This is a genomic window from Kitasatospora sp. NPDC049285 (assembly GCF_040678815.1).
Lineage (GTDB): Bacteria > Actinomycetota > Actinomycetes > Streptomycetales > Streptomycetaceae > Kitasatospora.
This window is the reverse complement of record NZ_JBFAQR010000029.1, coordinates 68,334-84,866: the sequence shown is the minus strand read 5'-3', so window position 1 is coordinate 84,866 and position 16,533 is coordinate 68,334. Positions and strand designations below refer to the sequence as shown.

The following is a 16,533-nucleotide window of genomic DNA, read 5'->3' as shown; positions in this document are numbered from 1 at the left end:
GACCTGCCGGCCCACGCGGGCGGGTACGAGCGCACCGACCTGGTCTTCGAGGGCCTGGACACCGCCGCCACCGTCACGCTCGGCGGTGTCGAACTCATCTGGACGGTCGGCCTGGTCATGGCCGGGTACGCGCTCGGGTCCTCGATCCCCAACGTCGACCACTACCTGCTGCCCATCGTCGCGGTCGTCGTCGTGGTCTCGCTGCTGCCCCTCGTCCTGGAGGTCCTGCGCTCCCGCCGTCACGCCAAGGCCGGCTGACGCCGCGATGAGCGAGCGCCCTACCATGCGCGGCATGACGATCCGTCAACCGTGGGCAGCCGTCCTCGCCGCGTCCCCCGCGGCGTTCGGGCTGCTCGCCGTCGCGGTCGCGGCGCACGGCTGGGCGCCGTTCGGGTTCGAGCAGGCCGCCGTCGACTGGTGCGTGGCGCACCGCCCGGCGGCGGCCGAGACCGTGGCGAAGATCGTCACCGCGCTCGGCACCGGGGTCTTCCCGTACCTCCTCGCGCTGACCGCGGGCGTCGCCCTGGCCGCCGCCCGCCGGCACACCTCCGTGTGGACCGCCGCGGCGGCCCTGCTGGGCCCGGCGGTGTGCCTGGCCACCGGCCAGCTGGCCCGGCTGGCGCTGATGCACTCCTTCGGCCGGCCCCGCCCACCCGTCTCCGACTGGGCGACCTCCGCCTCCGGCTTCGCGTTCCCGTCCGGCCACGCCTTCACCTCGGCCCTCGCCGCGGGCCTGCTCGCCTTCGCCGCGACCCGCGCCTACCGCGTCCCGCCCCGCACCACCGCCGCCCTCGCCGCCGCCTTCACCGCCGCGGTCGGCCTCAGCCGGATCTACCTCGGTGTCCACTGGCCCCTGGACGTCCTCGCCGGCTGGCTCCTCGCCACCGCCTGGCTCACCCTCACCGGCGCCCTCCTCGGCGCCCGCGCCACCCCGCGCTCCCAGCGACCGACTCCCGTGTGAACGCCGGGGCCACCGTCCCGGCTGCGACAGGGCCATCGGCTTGGCGCGAAGGGGGCCTTCGGCTTGGCGCGATACGGCTGCGGGACGGCTGCGAAACGGCGAGAACAGAACCGGGACAACGGGCTGGTACTCCAGCCGAAGATCGTGATCATGGATGCCGATGCCGCTCGTCGGTAACCTGCCCCGTGTGGCTGGGACCTGGGACGAAGCGCAACTGATCGCGGACGGCTTCGAGCGCGTGCACTCCGAACTGGAGTGGTACGGCGGGCCGCGCGCCGGCCTCGCCGATGTCGACGGCAAGCCTCACTACTTCCAGGGCTACGACTGGGATGACGCCGACGAGGCCGACGAGTACAGCGTCTGGCCCGCGAGCGACACTGCGGTGGAGCTGGAGCGCGAGCAGTGGGCGATCTTCGCCACGTGGCACGAGCACCGTGAGGCGGGGACTGTGGGGCCGGAGACCCACCCGGGCCGCGGCGGGATCGATGACCGCTACGACGAGCTGGCCCGGCTGCTGGCGCCGCACCGTCAGGCCCCGGACGGCGCGAAGCGACTGCTGGCCGAGGTGCGGTTCGACGCCGGGGCCCGCTACCGGGTCGAGGGGCTCGACTACTGGCTCCGGTGGCGTCCAAGCAACCGCGACCGGAGACCTCCGAGGGTCCCACCGCCCTGGAACCCCGCCGGACCGGGTGCGACCGACCCACCCCGAACGACCTGATCCCCTTGACCGGCAATCAGATCCGCCACCCGCCGGTCGCATTGGCGACGCTCGCACCAAGCCGGCGCACGGCAGTGTCATTGCCGCAGCAAGCCGCTGCCCAGCCGTGAAGATCAAGATCTACGGTGGGGTACCAGGCGGAAACCGGTCCGGCGTTGATGCCCGAGATGCGGCCGGCGGCGTCGAAGGAGATCACGGCGGCGCCCCCGGGCAGAGCCGCGGTGATCTGGTCGGTGGCCTCCTGGACCGGGACGCCGTGCAGGGCGAACCAGCCGTTGACCACCAGCCACGGTGAGCGGGCGAAAGGCCCTGCGCCCGTGAGCAGACGGCGCGGCATGGCGACCGGGTCGAGCCGCGCGGGCTGGAGTTGCGGATCCTGCGGCACGAAGTAGACCCGGGTCTCCGGACCGGCCTCCTGGCCGATGTAGCCCGGCGCGCCGAGCGCCGCCATGCCGAGGAAAGCCAAAGACTCTGCGGCCCGGCGTGGATCTGCGAAGCCGGCCAGTGCCACGCCCTCCTCCTGCAGTTCCACGATGCCGTGACGGCGGCCGAACTCGGGGATTCGCGCGCCCGCGGCGGCCACTTCACTGCCGCGCAGCCCCCGGATTGGCCCAGCCCCCCACATCCAGGTCTGCTCGGCAAGGTCGTAGCTGCCCAGCAGCCCCACCCGAAGGCTTCGCCGGCCGGACTCGTAACGGCACCGGTCCGGATCCGCCGTACACGGCCCACCCGGGAAGGCCTGGCCTATCATTTCCAACTGCTGTACGCCCCAAGCCGCGTGGTACTCGGCGGCGTGCTGGAAGACGTCGGAGAAGGCTGTGGTCATCGCGGGTGCTGCGGGTCCAGGAGGAGGACAACGCCGAACACCCACGGGTCCGCGCCCACGTCGAGCGCACGTTCGCACGCATGAAGAACTACAAGATCCTCCGCGACTGCCGACAGAAAGGCGACAGCCTGCATCACGCGGTGCAGGCCGTCGCCCACATCCACAACCTCGCCCGAACGGCATGAAACATCAGGTCAGAGCACACCTCGGCCTATCCGCTCACCGGATTCTGCAACAAGCTTTAGTATCGCCCCCACAGCTGGTAGAGGCCCGAGTTGCAGTCCTGCACGTAGAGGGACTTTCCGTTGCCGTCGAGGCATTGGCCGGTGGCGACGTTCTTGAGCTGCCGATAGCTGGTGCCGTGGGCGCCGCCGTTGATGGCCTGCGGCATCCATTGCTGGTAGCTTCCGTTGTTGCACGGGAACAGTCGGAGACTTCCCGCCTTGGGGCTGTCGAGACACTGGTTGGAATATGCACCGCTCCAGAACTGCCAGGCACCGTTCCCGTACGTCTCGACGTTCCACACCTGGTACGAACCGCTGTTGCAGGCCTGCATGTGCAGACCCGGCGACCCGGAGTCCATGCAGTTCTGCGATGCGAACTGCTGCAGGCTGTTCCCGCCGAATGCGTTTGCCGGTTCGGAAATACCCATGACTATCGCCGGCACTGCGAGCAGCGCGGCAACGCGAGCCAGCACCTTCTTCCGCATGATTTCCCCCTGATTGATGACAGCGAACAAGGCGCAGTCAGCGTGACACCGCCACAATGCCCTGTCAAGAGAGCAATGTCGGTGAAGAATATCCCGATGGATGGAAAATCGGCGAATACCACCCGAATTATTCGAGAAGCAACTCATTGCGCCGGCGTTGCCGACACGCGCAGGGTCGAGCGTCGTACCACCAGCTCGGGTTCGAAGACCACCTGGCGGTGGCGGTGGGCCGCGGCGTTCGGGCCGGTCTCCTGTGCGAGCATCTCGACGGCGGTGCGGCCCATCGCCTCGGCGGGCTGGCGGACCGAGGTCAGGGGGACGGCGGCGGCCGCGGCGAACTCGATGTCGTCGTAGCCGACGATCGCGAGGTCCTCCGGCACCCGCAGGCCCGCGGCGAACGCCGCCTGCAGCATCCCGAGGGCCAGCAGGTCGTTCGCGCAGAACACCGCGGTCGGCCGGGGCTGCATCCCGAGCAGCCGGGCGCCCGCGTCGCGGCCCGCCGCCACGTCCAGCCCGTCCACCTCCAGGTCCGCCAGCTCGGCGCCGCTCCCGGCCAGCGCGGCCCGCGCGCCGCTGCGCCGGTCGGCGACCTGTTGCAGCGGGTGGTGGCCGCCCGCGAACGCGATCCGCCGGTGACCGCCCGTCAGCAAGTGGGCGACGGCGAGCGAGCCGCCCCGGACGTCGTCCACCGAGACCGAGCACGCCTCCACGCCCTGCGCCAGCCGGTCCACCAGCACGAAGGGCACGCCGCCGCGGCGCAGCGCCGCCGCCCCCGAGCCCGCCGTGTCGGCGGGCGTGAGCAGCACGCCGCGCACCCGTTGCTCCGCGAACAGCGCGAGGTAGTCGGCCTCGTCGGCGAGCCGCTGCGCGCTGTTGCAGACCATGACGCGCAGGCCCTCCGCCCGCGCCGCGCTCTCCGCGCCGCGCGCCACCGAGACGAAGAACGGGTTGCCCAGGTCGAGCACCAGCAGGCCGATGATCCGGCTGCTGCCGGAGCGCAGCTGCCGCGCCGACTCGCTGCGCACGTAGCCGAGCAGGTCGATCGCGGCCCGGACCCTGGCCCGGGTCTCCTCGCCGACCAGCTCCGGCCGGTTGATCACGTTGGAGACGGTGCCCACCGACACGCCGGCCGCCCGCGCCACGTCCTTGATTCCCGCCGCGCCGCCCATGTCCGAAGCCGTCACCCCGTCCCGATTGAAGTCCCGGTTGAAGTCCCGGTCGAAGTCCGGGTTGAAGCCCGGGTTGAAGTCCACCAGGTTGAAGTCCGGGTTGAAAAGTTTCACCGACCTCTGTGGTCGCTCACGGCTCAGGCTACGCCAGCCCGCCACGCCCTTGCACCGACACCTTGACGCCTTCCGACCGGCGCACCTACCGTCGGGTTGAAACGATTCACATCGTGGGAGGTGCTCCGGTGACCGATCGATCCGCCGTGAAGGACGCCCTGCGGGCGCAGCGCATCGAGACCCCGTCGTGGGGCTACGGGAACTCGGGCACCCGCTTCAAGGTCTTCGCCCAGCCCGGCGTGCCGCGCGACCCGTTCGAGAAGCTCGCGGACGCCGCCCAGGTGCACGCGGCGACCGGCGTCGCCCCGAAGGTGTCGCTGCACATCCCGTGGGACCGGGTGGACGACTACGGCGCCCTGTCCGACCACGCCCGCGCGCTCGGGCTGGAGATCGGTGCGATCAACTCGAACGTCTTCCAGGACGACGACTACAAGCTCGGCTCGGTCACCAACCCGGATCCGCGGGTGCGCCGCAAGGCCGTCGACCACCTGCTGGAGTGCGTCGACATCATGGACGCCACCGGCTCGCGCGACCTCAAGCTGTGGTTCTCCGACGGCACCAACTACCCGGGCCAGGACGACATCTCGGCGCGCCAGCAGCGCCTCGCCGACGCCCTGGCGGAGGTCTACCGGCGGCTCGGCGACGACCAGCGGATCCTGCTGGAGTACAAGCTCTTCGAGCCCGCCTTCTACACCATGGACGTCCCGGACTGGGGCACCGCGTACGCGCACTGCCTGCGGCTCGGGCCCAGGGCCACGGTGGTCGTCGACACCGGCCACCACGCGCCCGGCACCAACATCGAGTTCATCGTCGCGTTCCTGCTCCGCGAGGGGAAGCTCGGCGGCTTCGACTTCAACTCCCGCTTCTACGCGGACGACGACCTGATGGTCGGCGCCGCCGATCCGTTCCAGCTGTTCCGCATCCTGCGCGAGGTGGTCGCCAACGGCGGCCTGGCCGCGGAGACCGGCGTCGCGTTCATGCTCGACCAGTGCCACAACATCGAGGCGAAGATCCCGGCGATCATCCGCTCGGTGATGAACGTTCAGGAGGCCACCGCCAAGGCCCTGCTGGTCGACACCGCCGCCCTGACGGAGGCTCAGCGGGCGGGCGACGTGCTCGCCGCCAACGAGGTGCTGATGGACGCCTACGCCACCGACGTCCGTCCGCTGCTGGCCGAGGTCCGCGCGGAGGCCGGGCTCGACCCGAACCCGCTCGCGGCGTACCGGGCCACGGGCTGGGCGGAGAAGGTCGTCGCCGAGCGCGTCGGCGGGGAGCAGGCCGGCTGGGGCGCCTGACCGCCGCCCCTCGCACACCGCTGGAATCCCCCAGAGCGCCACCGCCACCAGACAAAGGAAGCTGCTCCCGCCATGGCCCAGCACCCCGCCGTCGCCGCCCTCCTCGCCCGTTCCCACCGGCTCGGATCGGATCCGCGCAACACCAACTACGCCGGCGGCAACACCTCCGCCAAGGGGACCGCGACCGACCCGGTCACCGGGCAGGACGTCGAGCTGATGTGGGTGAAGGGCTCCGGCGGCGACCTCGGCACCCTCACCGGGCCGGGCCTGGCCGTGCTGCGGCTGGACCGGCTGCGCGCTCTCGCGGGGAGCTACCCGGGCGTGGAGCGCGAGGACGAGATGGTCGCCGCGTTCGACTACTGCCTGCACGGCGCGGGCGGCGCCGCGCCGTCCATCGACACCGCGATGCACGGCCTGGTCGACGCCGCGCACGTGGACCACCTGCACCCCGACTCCGGCATCGCGCTGGCCACCGCCGCCGACGGCGAGAAGCTCACCGCCGAGTGCTTCGGCGACCGCGTGGTGTGGGTGCCCTGGCGTCGCCCCGGCTTCCAACTCGGCCTGGACATCGCCGAGATCAAGCGCGCCAACCCGCGGGCGGTCGGCTGCGTCCTGGGCGGCCACGGCATCACCGCCTGGGGCGCGAGCAGCGAGGAGTGCGAGGCCAACGCGCTGTACGTCATCCGCACCGCCGAGGCCTTCCTCGCCGCGCGCGGCAAGGCCGAGCCGTTCGGCCCTGAGCTGGCGGGCTACGGCGCGCTTCCGGAGGCGGAGCGCCGGGAGCGGGCCGCCGCGCTCGCCCCGCTGATCCGCGGCCTGGCCTCGACCGACCACCCGCAGGTCGGCCATTTCACCGACGCCGCACCGGTGTTGGACTTCCTCGCCCGCGCCGAGCACCCGCGCCTGGCCGCCCTCGGCACCTCCTGCCCCGACCACTTCCTGCGCACCAAGGTCGCCCCGCTGGTCCTCGACCTGCCCGCCGACGCGCCGCTGGAGCAGGTCGAAGCCCGCCTGCGGGAGCTGCACGCCGACTACCGCACCGGGTACGCCGCCTACTACCACCGGCACGCCACCGCCGACTCCCCCGCGATGCGCGGGGCCGACCCGGCGATCGTGCTGGTCCCGGGCGTGGGCATGTTCTCCTTCGGGCGGGACAAGCAGACCGCCCGGGTCGCCGGCGAGTTCTACCTCAATGCGATCAACGTGATGCGCGGCGCCGAGGCCGTCTCGACCTATGCCCCGATCGAGGAGCGCGAGAAGTTCCGGATCGAGTACTGGGCGTTGGAGGAGGCGAAGCTGCGGCGGATGCCCGCGCCCAGGCCGCTGGCCGCCCGGGTCGCCCTGGTCACCGGCGCCGGCTCCGGCATCGGCCGGGCCATCGCGCACCGGCTGGCCGCCGAGGGGGCCTGCGTCGTCGTCGCCGACGTCAACTCCGCCACCGCGCAGGCCGTCGCCGACGAACTCGGCGGCCCGGACCGGGCCGTGGCGGTGACCGTCGACGTCACCTCCGAACCGCAGATCGCGGCGGCCTTCGCCGCCGCGGCCCTCGCCTTCGGCGGCGTCGACCTGGTGGTGAACAACGCGGGCATCTCCATCTCCAAGCCGCTGCTGGAGACCACCGCCGCGGACTGGGACCGGCAGCACGCCATCATGGCCCGCGGTTCCTTCCTGGTCTCCCGCGAGGCCGCCCGCACCATGATCCGGCAGGGGCTGGGCGGCGACCTCGTCTACATCGCCTCCAAGAACGCCGTCCTGGCCGGGCCGAACAACCTCGCCTACTCCGCGGCCAAGGCCGACCAGGCCCATCAAGTCCGGCTGCTCGCGGTCGAGTTGGGCGAGCACGAGATTCGCGTCAACGGGGTGAACCCGGACGGCGTGGTGCGCGGCTCGGGCATCTTCGCCGGCGGTTGGGGTGCCCAGCGCGCCGCCACGTACGGCATCGAGGAGGCGAAGCTCGGCGAGTTCTACGCCCAGCGCACCCTGCTCAAGCGCGAGGTCCTGCCCGAGCACGTCGCCGCCGCCGTCTTCGCCCTCACCGGCGGCGACCTCACCCACACCACCGGCCTCCACATCCCCGTCGACGCCGGCGTCGCCGGGGCCTTCCTGCGCTGAACCCGCACCCCTCCGGCAGCCAGGCCCCGCCAGCAGCCCCCGCACCCCACCGGCAGCCCCCGCCCCCACCGAGGACACCGCCGTGAACCCCCATACCTCGCACACCCCCCGCACCCCGACCGCCTTCGCCGCGGCGGACCTCGGCGCCACCAGCGGACGGGTGGTCGTCGGCCTGGTCGGCCCCGACCGCCTCGAGCTCACCGAGACCCACCGCTTCGACAACGTCCCCGCCCAACTCCCCGACGGGCTGCACTGGAACGCGCTGGGCCTGTACCAGGGCGTCCTCGACGGCCTGCGCGAGGCCGCCGCGCGCGGAGGCGTCGCCTCCGTCGGCATCGACGGCTGGGCCGTCGACTACGGGCTGCTGGACGCCGACGGCGCGCTGCTCGGCAACCCCTTCCACTACCGCGACCCGCGCGGCGCCGCCGCCGTCGAGGACGTCTGGCGCCGCCTCCCCGCCCACGACCTCTACCGGATCACCGGCCTCCAGCACCTGCCGTTCAACACGGTCTTCCAACTCGCCGCCGAGAAGCGCCTGGAGCGTGCCCGCACCCTGCTGCTCGTGCCCGACCTGATCACCCACTGGCTCACCGGCAGCATCGGCGCCGAGGCGACCAACGCCTCCACCACCGGCCTCTACGACGCCCGCACCGGCCACTGGTCCACGCTCGTGCTCGCCGCCCTCGGCCTCGACCGTTCGCTGCTGCCCGCGCTGCGCCGCCCCGGCGACCACGCGGGCACCGTGCTGCCGCACGTCGCCGCCGCCACCGGCCTGCGCCCGGACACCCCCGTCGTCGCGGTCGCCTCGCACGACACCGCGTCCGCCGTCGCCGCCGTCCCCGCCGCCGGCGCCGACTTCGCGTACATCTCGTGCGGCACCTGGTCGCTGGCCGGCCTCGAACTCGACGCGCCGGTCCTCACCGAGGCCTCGCGCGCCGCCAACTTCACCAACGAACTCGGCATCGACGGCACCATCCGCTACCTGCGCAACGTGATGGGCCTGTGGCTGCTGAGCGAGAGCCAGCGCACCTGGCGCGCCCGCGGCGAGCGCCACCAGCTGCCCGAGCTGCTCGAACGGGCCGCCGCCGCCCGCCCGTTCGCCGCGCTGGTCGACCCCGACGACCCCGCGTTCCTCGCCCCCGGCGACCTGCCGGCCCGGATCGCCGAGCACTGCGTCCGCACCGGCCAGCGCCCGCCCGCGGACCAGGGCGCCGTCGTCCGGTGCATCCTGGAGAGCCTCGCCCTGGCGCACCGTCACGTCCTGCGCCAGGCCGCCCGGTTGACCGGACGGACCATCCGCACCGTGCACCTGGTCGGCGGCGGCAGCCGCAACTCCCTGCTGTGCCGGCTCACCGCGGACGCCACCGGCCTGCCCGTCGTCGCCGGCCCCACCGAGGCCACCGCGATCGGCAACGTCCTCGTGCAGGCCCGCGCCCGCGGCCTGGTCGAGGACCGGCACGCGATGCGCCGCCTGGTGACCCGCACCCAGCAGGTGCGGCGCTACGAGCCCGGCGGCGACAGCCGCGCTTGGGACGCCGCCGCCGCCCGCGTGGGGCTCAGCTGACCGGTGCACGGCATGGACGACGCGTCACCTCCGTCGCCCGCTTCGTGACGATCGGTCAAGTATCGGTGAAATTGGAACGGTTGCGGGCCGCAGTCCCTGGAAATACTCCATTCACCGAAGGGTAACGTGCCGGCCGTCAGGTGGCCGGGATCGCATATTTCCGATGCGGCCGCGCGACCAGCAGCTGACCCTCTCGTGTCATCCCTGACCTCGCTGTCATCGCTGTGAGCTGCCTGCACGCCCGTCTACAGGACTCCGGAGCAGCGAGGCCACGCGTCGACCGAAAGCCGCGCCGCAAACCAATTGCGGGCGGCTCGAACAGGTTTGGAAACAAGTCCTGTTCGGCTCTCGAAGCCATTTCTCAGAGTTCGGAGGGTTTCCATGCGCACGCGCCGCCGCAGATCCTTGCGTCTCCTGGTGAGTCTGGCCCTGTCCGTCGCCCCGCTGGCCACGCTGACCGCGCCCCGGGCCGGTGCCGCCGGCGGTCCGACCGTCTGGATCCTGGACGCCACCGACCGGCCCTTCACCTCGACCACTCCGCCCGGCTGGGCGCCGACCGCGATCGAGCTGTACGCGGCGCGGGGCGGCTACGAGGCCGCGCAGATCCTGGTGCGCTCCGGGTCCGCGCAGAGCGGGGTGTCGGTCACGGCCGGCGCGCTCAGCGGCCCCGGCGGCGCGTCCATCCCCGCGGCGAACATCACCACGCGCTACGAGTACAACCATCCGAACATCCAGAAGGCCGGCAACGTGCAGAACCCGCCGGACGGCGGGATCGCGTACTACGACGCGCTGATGGACAACTCCCCGCGCTCGGTCGCGGCGAACACCACCTACGCCGCCTACTACCAGGTGTACGTCCCGGCCGGTCAGGCGCCCGGGGTCTACACCGGCAGCGCCACGGTGAACAGCAGCCTGGGCGCCGTCACGGTGCCGGTGTCGGTGACGGTCTACGGCGTGACGATCCCGCCGACCTCGCAGTCCACGTTCAAGATGAACAACTGGTTCACCTCGGCGGGCTGGGACTACTCGGGCACCGAGGCGGCGATCCCGGCCGAGTACAACGTGCAGATGTACGACGCCAACTGGTGGACCGTCGAGACCAACATCGCGGCGAACATGGCGCGGCACCGCAACAACGTCATCTACGCCGACGCCGTGGCCCTGCTGATCCCGAACACCACCGTCGACGCCGGCGGCCACTTCACCTTCGACTGGTCCACCTTCGACCGGTTCGTGAACCTGTTCGTCAACGCCGGGGCCATGCAGTACCTCTACACCCCGACCCTGCTGGAGCCCCCCGACTCCGCGCCGCAGCTCGACACCCTGGTCGCCGCCAACGGCGTGAGCGGCCCGGTCAAGCACGTGCTCTGCCAGCCCAACTCCGGCCCGGCCAACGGCTGTCCGGACACCAACGGCTGGCTGAACCAGTTCTTCCCGGCGCTCAAGGCGCACCTGGACGCCAAGGGCTGGACGAACAACTTCTACATGAGCGCCCTGGACGAGCCCACCAGCGCACCCCAGGCCACGGCCGCCAACTGGTTCTACTCCCTCTACGAGCAGTACTTCCCGAACCCGCGGACCAACGAGGCGCAGCTGACCACGTTCACCGGGGACGCCGCGCACCTGTCGACGCAGACGCCGCTCTCGTCCAACTACGACGCGAACGTGGCGCTGTACCAGAACTACCGGATCGGCGGGAAGGACCTGTGGCTCTACACCTGCATCCTGCCGCAGGGCACCTACATGAACCGCTTCACCAGCAACTACCTGAGCGGGACCCGGCTGCTCCCGTGGCTGACCTGGAAGATCGGCGGCGACGGCTACCTGCACTGGGGCTGGAACTACTGGCACGACGACTTCAACCCGCCGTACCCGGGCGCCGACACCTTCAACACGCCGCAGACCGGCGACCACTGGCTGGTCTACCCGAACAAGGCGGGCTACGGGATCTACGACAGCCTGCGCAGCGAGGCCCAGACCGCCGGCCTGCAGGACTTCGAACTGCTGCAGCAGCTGGCCGCGGTCAAACCACAGGCGGCGCGCACACTGGCAGAGACGCTGGTCACCAACCCGAGCGTCTACGACACCTCCGGCTGGAACGTCGAGGGGCGGCACAAGCAGCTGCTCGACGAACTGGCGGCGGCCGCGGGCGACCTGACGCTGCCGTTCACGGACGACTTCAGCGGCGGCGACCACTTCTGGACCCACACCCACGGCAGCTGGTCGACCGGCGGCGGCACGTACGCGCAGTCCGACGCGTCGGCGAACTGGGGGGACGTCTCCTACCTCCGCGGGCGGGGCTACAGCGACGTGTCGGCCGCCGTGGACCTGCAGATCACCGCGGTGAGCCCGTCCGGCGGCAGCACCAACTGGGCCGGGCTGATGGTCCGTTCGGCCAACGGCACCGACCTGGACTCCGGCTACCTGGTCGCCCAGCGGGACAACGGGCAGGTGTTCGTCTACCGCAGCGGCACGGCGATCGGCTCGGCCTCGGTGCCCGGGTACGTGTCGGGGCAGCGCACCCACCTGCGCGTGGTCGCCCGCGGCGGCACCCTGACGGTGTACTCCGGGACCGGCCAGGCGCCCGTGCTGACGGTCACGGACCAGGCGTTCACGGCCGGCGCCGTCGGCCTGGTCACCGGCGGCGCCAGCGCCAACTTCTGGAACGCGCGGGTCGTGCCGACCTCGGTGGATCCGGCCGAGAGCTCCGCCGTCACGGCCTCCAGCTCCTACGAGGCCGACGGCTGGGGCATCCGCTCCGCGGTCGACGGGCAGCGGACGACGGTGGCGAACGCGGCGGGGTGGAGCAGCTCCGGCAGCATCGGGTCCAACCACACCGAGTGGGTGCGGCTGGATCTGGGCTCGACCCGGTCGCTGAGCCGGATCGACCTCTTCCCGCGCAGTGACGGCGCCAACGCCGGACAGGGCTTCCCGGTCGACTTCACCGTGCAGACCTCGACCGACGGCGCCAACTGGACCACCGTCAGCACCCAGACCGGGTACCCGCGGCCGGGCGCCACCCCGCAGACCTTCCCGTTCGCCGCGGTCAACGCGCGCTACGTGAAGGTGACCGGGACGAACCTGAGCACCGACCAGTTCGGCAACTACCACATGCAGTTCGCCGAGATCGAGGCCGTCGGCGGGGACCTGGCGCCGGGCCGCACCGCGGCCACCTCCAGCTCGGTCGAGTACCCCAACGAGGGCTGGCTGACCGCCAACCTCACCAACGGGGCGCACCACACCGACCTGTGGAACTCCTCGGGCTGGAGCAGCGCCGGGTCCGGCTCGCCGAACACCACCCAGTGGGCCCAGGTCAACCTGGGCGGCCCGTCGCGGATCAGCCAGGTCACGCTGTACCCGCGCGACGACGCGCCCAACACGGGGCTGGGCTTCCCGTCGGCCTTCACGATCCAGACGTCGCCGGACGGCACCAACTGGACCACCGTGGTGTCGAGGAGCTCGTACCCGCGCCCCGGGGCCGGCGGCCTGACCTTCGCGTTCGCGGCGACCACCGCGCGGTACGTGAAGGTCACCGGCACCACGCTCACCGCGGACCAGTTCGGCGTGTACTACATGCAGCTGGCGGGGATCGGTGTCTCATGACGAAGCGCCGGATCTGCTTCCTGCTCCGGGTGAGGCCCGAACTCGCCGACGAGTACCGCGAACGCCACGCCCGGGTGTGGCCCGAGATGCTGGACGCCCTGCGCGCCACCGGCTGGACGAACTACTCGCTGTTCCTGCGCCCCGACGGCCTGCTGGTCGGGTACCTGGAGACCGAGGACTTCGACCGCGCCCGCGCGGCGATGGCCGCCACCGAGGTCAACGCCCGTTGGCAGGCCGAGATGGCCCGCTACTTCGAGGACCTCGACGGCGCGGCGGCGGACCAGGCGATGGCTCCGCTGACGGAGGTCTTCCACCTGGACTGAACCTCCGCTCCGGGAAGCACTTCTGATGATCCTTCAGTCCGGCCCCCGGCGTGTCGGGGGCCGGTGGGAGGATGGTCGGAGGAACGGGGGCTCGGGACCGAGGGGGGCGCATGACGGAGCGTCGGGCGTGGCGGGGGCCGCTGCGGCGGGCGGCGGCCGGGCTGGCCGTGTGGTGGCTGTGGATGCCGCTGCTCGCGCTGCTGGTGTGGATGGTCAAGCACCTGCTGTTCGGCGGGTTCGGGCAGCAGGACCAGAGCTACCGGCTGCTGATGGAGCGCCAGTTCCTCCCGCACGGCGGGGTGTGGGACGCGGCGCCGCTGTTCTGGTTCTGGGTCGCGGTGGGGCTGTGCGGCACGCTCTTCGCGGTCTGGTACGTCGCGGACGACTCCGGGGCCGGCTTCGACGGCTGGCCGATGCGGCTGACCACGGCGGTCGTGCTGCTGGCGGTGGTCGGCTCGCTGGTGCGGGCGGGCACCGGCCTGTGGGACGACGACAAGGACGCGGGCCGCTTCTACGCCGCGGCGACGGTGCTCGACGTGCCGGCCGGCGGCGCGGCCACGCCGCGTTCGGTGCTGCCGGTGACCGAGCACAGCCGGGCGGGCGACGGCAGCCGCTGCGACCTGGTGGGCACCGCGGACGTGCCGTCCTGCGTGAAGACCGCGCCGATGCCGGACTTCGACTTCGACGCGCGCACCGCCTCCTACGCCGCGGCGACCAAGGCCCTCACCGACAGCGCGGGCCTGACCTCCGGGGTCCACCTGATGGGCCACAGCCTGCACTACCTGCCGGACGCCTCGCAGGGCGGCGGGGTGTGGACGGCGGTCCTGGACGGCTCCGACGAGCAGCCGATGGAGGGCGTCGCGGTCTGGGACGGCCGGTCGAACTCCGTCGCCACCTGCGCGTTCCGCGGCGACCACGCCTTCGACCGGGCCTTCGCCGGGACGGGCGCGGCCAGCCTGCGCAACCTGCTCGCCGAGCGGTTCCCGGGCCTGGTCTACAGCGACCAGGACATCTGGGGCTACTGCGACGGCTCCGACACCCGCACCGCCCAGCCGGTGGTGGTGGTCTCGGTGGCGCGGCAGATCGCCTGGCAGCAGCGCACGGTGCTGGAGCCGGCCGGCGTGCTGGTGCTGCGCGGCTCCGCGGACGGCCGTCCGTCCGTCACCTACCGGGCCGAGGTGGCGCCGGGCGAGCTGCCCGGCGCGGTGTACCCGGCCTCGATGGTCCGGGCGCAGATCCAGGAGGTGCAGTGGCTCGGCGGACGCGGCGCGAAGGACGACCGCGGCTTCGGCTACGCGCACACCTCGGCCGCCACCAACGCCGCCAACCCCGGTGAGTTCCTGCTCCGTTCGAAGGCCGACGGCCACCTGTACTACGTGACGCCGCTGGTACCGCGGGAGAGCTCCTCGCAACTCGTGGTGGCGTTCGCGGTCCTGCAGGCCGACCGGGTCGGCAACGGACTCAACGACCTGCACGTGTACGTGCGCGGCGACGACAGCCCGTCGGTCAACCTCGACGTGCTGGCCAGCCGGATGGTCTCGTACATGGCGCAGCAGACCTCGATCACCATCAGCACCGGGTCGGGCGGCGCGCTGCAGGAGATCGTCCCGTTCGGCAAGGACATGTGGCGCGGCTTCGTGGACTTCAACGGGCAGACCCAGGACTACATCGACCTGTCGGGCGATGCCACGGTGACGCCCAACCTGGTCGCGCTGCGCGGCAGCATCACCCCGCCCGGCGGCCAGCCCTCGCCGGCGCCCGCACCCAGCGGCTCCCCGACCGCCGCGCCGCCGACCGCCGCACCGCCGAACGGCGCACCGGTGGCGGGCTGCGGCGGCGACCCGGCGCAGCTGACGACCGAACAGCTCGCCGCCTGCGTCGCGCAGTTGTCGAGCACGCTGCAGGGGCGCCTGCAGACCTCGCCGCCGCGGTGACGCCGCGGTGACGCTCCGTTGACACCGCCTGGCGTAGCGTCCACGAACGGTCGGCGCGCAGCGCGTCGGCGGCTCCGCCCTGGCGCGGGGCGGACGTTCGCGGGCGAAGGGCGCACTCCATGGCGTACCACGGCGGTGGGCGGTGAGCAGCTTCACCGACGCCCTGATGCTGCGGCTCGACGCGCCCGGCGGGCTGCCCGGTCTGCTGCTGCCCGCCGGCCCGACGGGGCTCGCCCGGGTCCGCCAACTCGCCGGCACCCTCTACGGGTTGCCGGCCGCCGCCGTGCACGAGGTGGCGAAGCTGGAGGTCGCCGAGGCCGAGTTCCAGCGGCCGCTGTTCCGCCCCCGCCTGCTGTCCGGTAGCTGGATCCGCACCTCCCCGGCGCACGAGCGCACCGAGGTGCTGTACGAGGGGCGGGACGCCGCCGCGCCGCCCGAGTGGGTGGACCTGATGCTGCGGCTGTCCGCCACCCTGGTGCTCGAACTCGACCCGGGCGCCATCGAGTCGGTGGTGCTGAACGACATCGGGGAGTACCACACCCTCGCCGAGTTCCAGGCGAAGTTCCGGTACTTCGACCTGGCCGGCTACCTGGCGCGCCACCACATCGAGACGGTCGACGAGTTGCGGCGCGCCTACCGCCACCTGCTCGGCGAGATCCGGCTCGCCGCCGCGCCGCCCTTCGACCCGGCCGACCCCGCCAACCAGCGCCGGGTGCCGCTCGAACTGGCCGTGCTGGTACGGGAGTCGGTGGAGGTCACCGAAGCGCTGCGGGCCGCCCAGCTGGTCCGCGACCTGGCCGAGCGGAGCCTGCCCGCCCGCCGCGAGCCGGACGGGCTGGAGTCCCGGTGCCGGGTGGCGCCGGTGCTGGTGTTCCCGGCCGCGGCGGTGGCCGCGAGCGGCGTCGCCGAGGCCGATCTGCTGGCCTTCTTCGCCGCGCGGGACGTCCTCGCCGTCCCCGTGCCGCCGTAGCCCGGCCCGCCCCTTCGCTTGTCCGAATTCCCGCCGCCCCCACGCCAGTCGAGGAGACCACCGTGCCCCAGCCCGATCCCGCCGAAGCGGCCGCGACCGACCGGGACGACGCCCCCGGGACGACCGCCGACCGGGCCGCGGACGGCCGCCCGCCCGCCGCCCCGGCGATGACGCTCGCGGAGCAGGAGGCGCTGCGCCGCAAGCTCCAGGACAAGTTCCACTGACCGTGCCCCCC

The 16,533-nt window shown here is 72.4% G+C and carries 13 protein-coding genes and 2 pseudogenes; 12 read left to right on the top strand and 3 right to left on the bottom strand.

Annotation, left to right across the window (positions count from 1 at the left end):
- From AB0K51_RS20035 to AB0K51_RS20025, 3 genes and pseudogenes are all read left to right on the top strand, one after another.
- Positions 1-258: pseudogene (locus tag AB0K51_RS20035) on the top strand (hypothetical protein); the annotation flags it as partial.
- 34 nt (positions 259-292) lie between these two features.
- Positions 293-961, top strand: coding sequence for a phosphatase PAP2 family protein (locus tag AB0K51_RS20030; RefSeq protein WP_363457002.1), 669 nt, complete (start codon positions 293-295; stop codon positions 959-961).
- Positions 962-1,148: 187 nt separating this feature from the next.
- Entirely contained in the window at positions 1,149-1,679 is a 531-nt protein-coding gene (locus tag AB0K51_RS20025; RefSeq protein ID WP_363457000.1) for a hypothetical protein, read from the top strand.
- A 16-nt stretch (positions 1,680-1,695) separates the two neighbouring features.
- Here the strand turns inward: AB0K51_RS20025 and AB0K51_RS20020 are convergent, their stop codons facing one another.
- A complete protein-coding gene (locus AB0K51_RS20020) occupies positions 1,696-2,505 on the bottom strand; it encodes a DUF6882 domain-containing protein (RefSeq protein WP_363456998.1) in 810 nt (269 codons plus the stop codon).
- A gap of 17 nt (positions 2,506-2,522) precedes the next feature.
- Between AB0K51_RS20020 and AB0K51_RS20015 the strand changes: the two are divergent.
- Positions 2,523-2,690: pseudogene (locus tag AB0K51_RS20015) on the top strand (transposase family protein); the annotation flags it as partial.
- Between the two features lie 56 nt (positions 2,691-2,746).
- Here the strand turns inward: AB0K51_RS20015 and AB0K51_RS20010 are convergent.
- Both AB0K51_RS20010 and AB0K51_RS20005 read right to left on the bottom strand, forming a co-directional pair.
- Entirely contained in the window at positions 2,747-3,244 is a 498-nt protein-coding gene (locus tag AB0K51_RS20010; RefSeq protein ID WP_363456995.1) for a ricin-type beta-trefoil lectin domain protein, read from the bottom strand.
- Positions 3,245-3,357: 113 nt separating this feature from the next.
- On the bottom strand, positions 3,358-4,383 hold the full coding sequence (locus AB0K51_RS20005) for a LacI family DNA-binding transcriptional regulator (RefSeq protein WP_363457013.1): 1,026 nt from the start codon (positions 4,381-4,383) through the stop codon (positions 3,358-3,360).
- A 242-nt stretch (positions 4,384-4,625) separates the two neighbouring features.
- On the opposite strand from AB0K51_RS20005, the gene rhaI reads away from it, so the two are divergent.
- The 8 genes from rhaI (at position 4,626) to AB0K51_RS19965 (ending at position 16,522) form a co-directional block, all read left to right on the top strand.
- Complete coding sequence (rhaI, locus tag AB0K51_RS20000; RefSeq protein ID WP_363456992.1) at positions 4,626-5,792, top strand: L-rhamnose isomerase; 1,167 nt, start codon at positions 4,626-4,628, stop codon at positions 5,790-5,792.
- 72 nt (positions 5,793-5,864) lie between these two features.
- Complete coding sequence (locus tag AB0K51_RS19995) at positions 5,865-7,904, top strand: bifunctional aldolase/short-chain dehydrogenase (protein WP_363456989.1); 2,040 nt, start codon at positions 5,865-5,867, stop codon at positions 7,902-7,904.
- Positions 7,905-7,986: 82 nt separating this feature from the next.
- On the top strand, positions 7,987-9,468 hold the full coding sequence (locus tag AB0K51_RS19990; RefSeq protein ID WP_363456986.1) for a rhamnulokinase family protein: 1,482 nt from the start codon (positions 7,987-7,989) through the stop codon (positions 9,466-9,468).
- Positions 9,469-9,885: 417 nt separating this feature from the next.
- Positions 9,886-13,071 carry a discoidin domain-containing protein gene (locus AB0K51_RS19985; RefSeq protein ID WP_363456983.1) on the top strand — a complete coding sequence of 1,062 codons (3,186 nt, stop codon included), beginning with the start codon at positions 9,886-9,888 and terminating at the stop codon, positions 13,069-13,071.
- Positions 13,068-13,394 carry an L-rhamnose mutarotase gene (locus tag AB0K51_RS19980; protein WP_363456981.1) on the top strand — a complete coding sequence of 109 codons (327 nt, stop codon included), beginning with the start codon at positions 13,068-13,070 and terminating at the stop codon, positions 13,392-13,394. Before AB0K51_RS19985 ends, AB0K51_RS19980 begins: the two co-directional genes overlap by 4 nt.
- A gap of 110 nt (positions 13,395-13,504) precedes the next feature.
- On the top strand, positions 13,505-15,328 hold the full coding sequence (locus tag AB0K51_RS19975) for a hypothetical protein (RefSeq protein ID WP_363456978.1): 1,824 nt from the start codon (positions 13,505-13,507) through the stop codon (positions 15,326-15,328).
- Between the two features lie 142 nt (positions 15,329-15,470).
- Positions 15,471-16,298: a hypothetical protein gene (locus tag AB0K51_RS19970; protein ID WP_363456976.1), complete on the top strand. Its 828-nt coding sequence runs from the start codon at positions 15,471-15,473 to the stop codon at positions 16,296-16,298.
- 62 nt (positions 16,299-16,360) lie between these two features.
- Positions 16,361-16,522 (top strand): hypothetical protein, encoded by a 162-nt coding sequence (locus AB0K51_RS19965; RefSeq protein WP_363456973.1) that lies wholly within the window; start codon positions 16,361-16,363, stop codon positions 16,520-16,522.
- Positions 16,523-16,533 lie beyond the last annotated feature (11 nt).

Bases quoted from the DNA above. Each gene is read 5' to 3' on its own strand.
- AB0K51_RS20030 (WP_363457002.1), top strand. From the start codon at position 293: ATGACGATCCGTCAACCGTGGGCAGCCGTCCTCGCCGCGTCCCCCGCG.
- AB0K51_RS20020 (WP_363456998.1), bottom strand. From the start codon at position 2,505: ATGACCACAGCCTTCTCCGACGTCTTCCAGCACGCCGCCGAGTACCAC.
- AB0K51_RS20005 (WP_363457013.1), bottom strand. From the start codon at position 4,383: ATGGGCGGCGCGGCGGGAATCAAGGACGTGGCGCGGGCGGCCGGCGTG.
- AB0K51_RS19995 (WP_363456989.1), top strand. From the start codon at position 5,865: ATGGCCCAGCACCCCGCCGTCGCCGCCCTCCTCGCCCGTTCCCACCGG.
- AB0K51_RS19980 (WP_363456981.1), top strand. From the start codon at position 13,068: ATGACGAAGCGCCGGATCTGCTTCCTGCTCCGGGTGAGGCCCGAACTC.
- AB0K51_RS19975 (WP_363456978.1), top strand. From the start codon at position 13,505: ATGACGGAGCGTCGGGCGTGGCGGGGGCCGCTGCGGCGGGCGGCGGCC.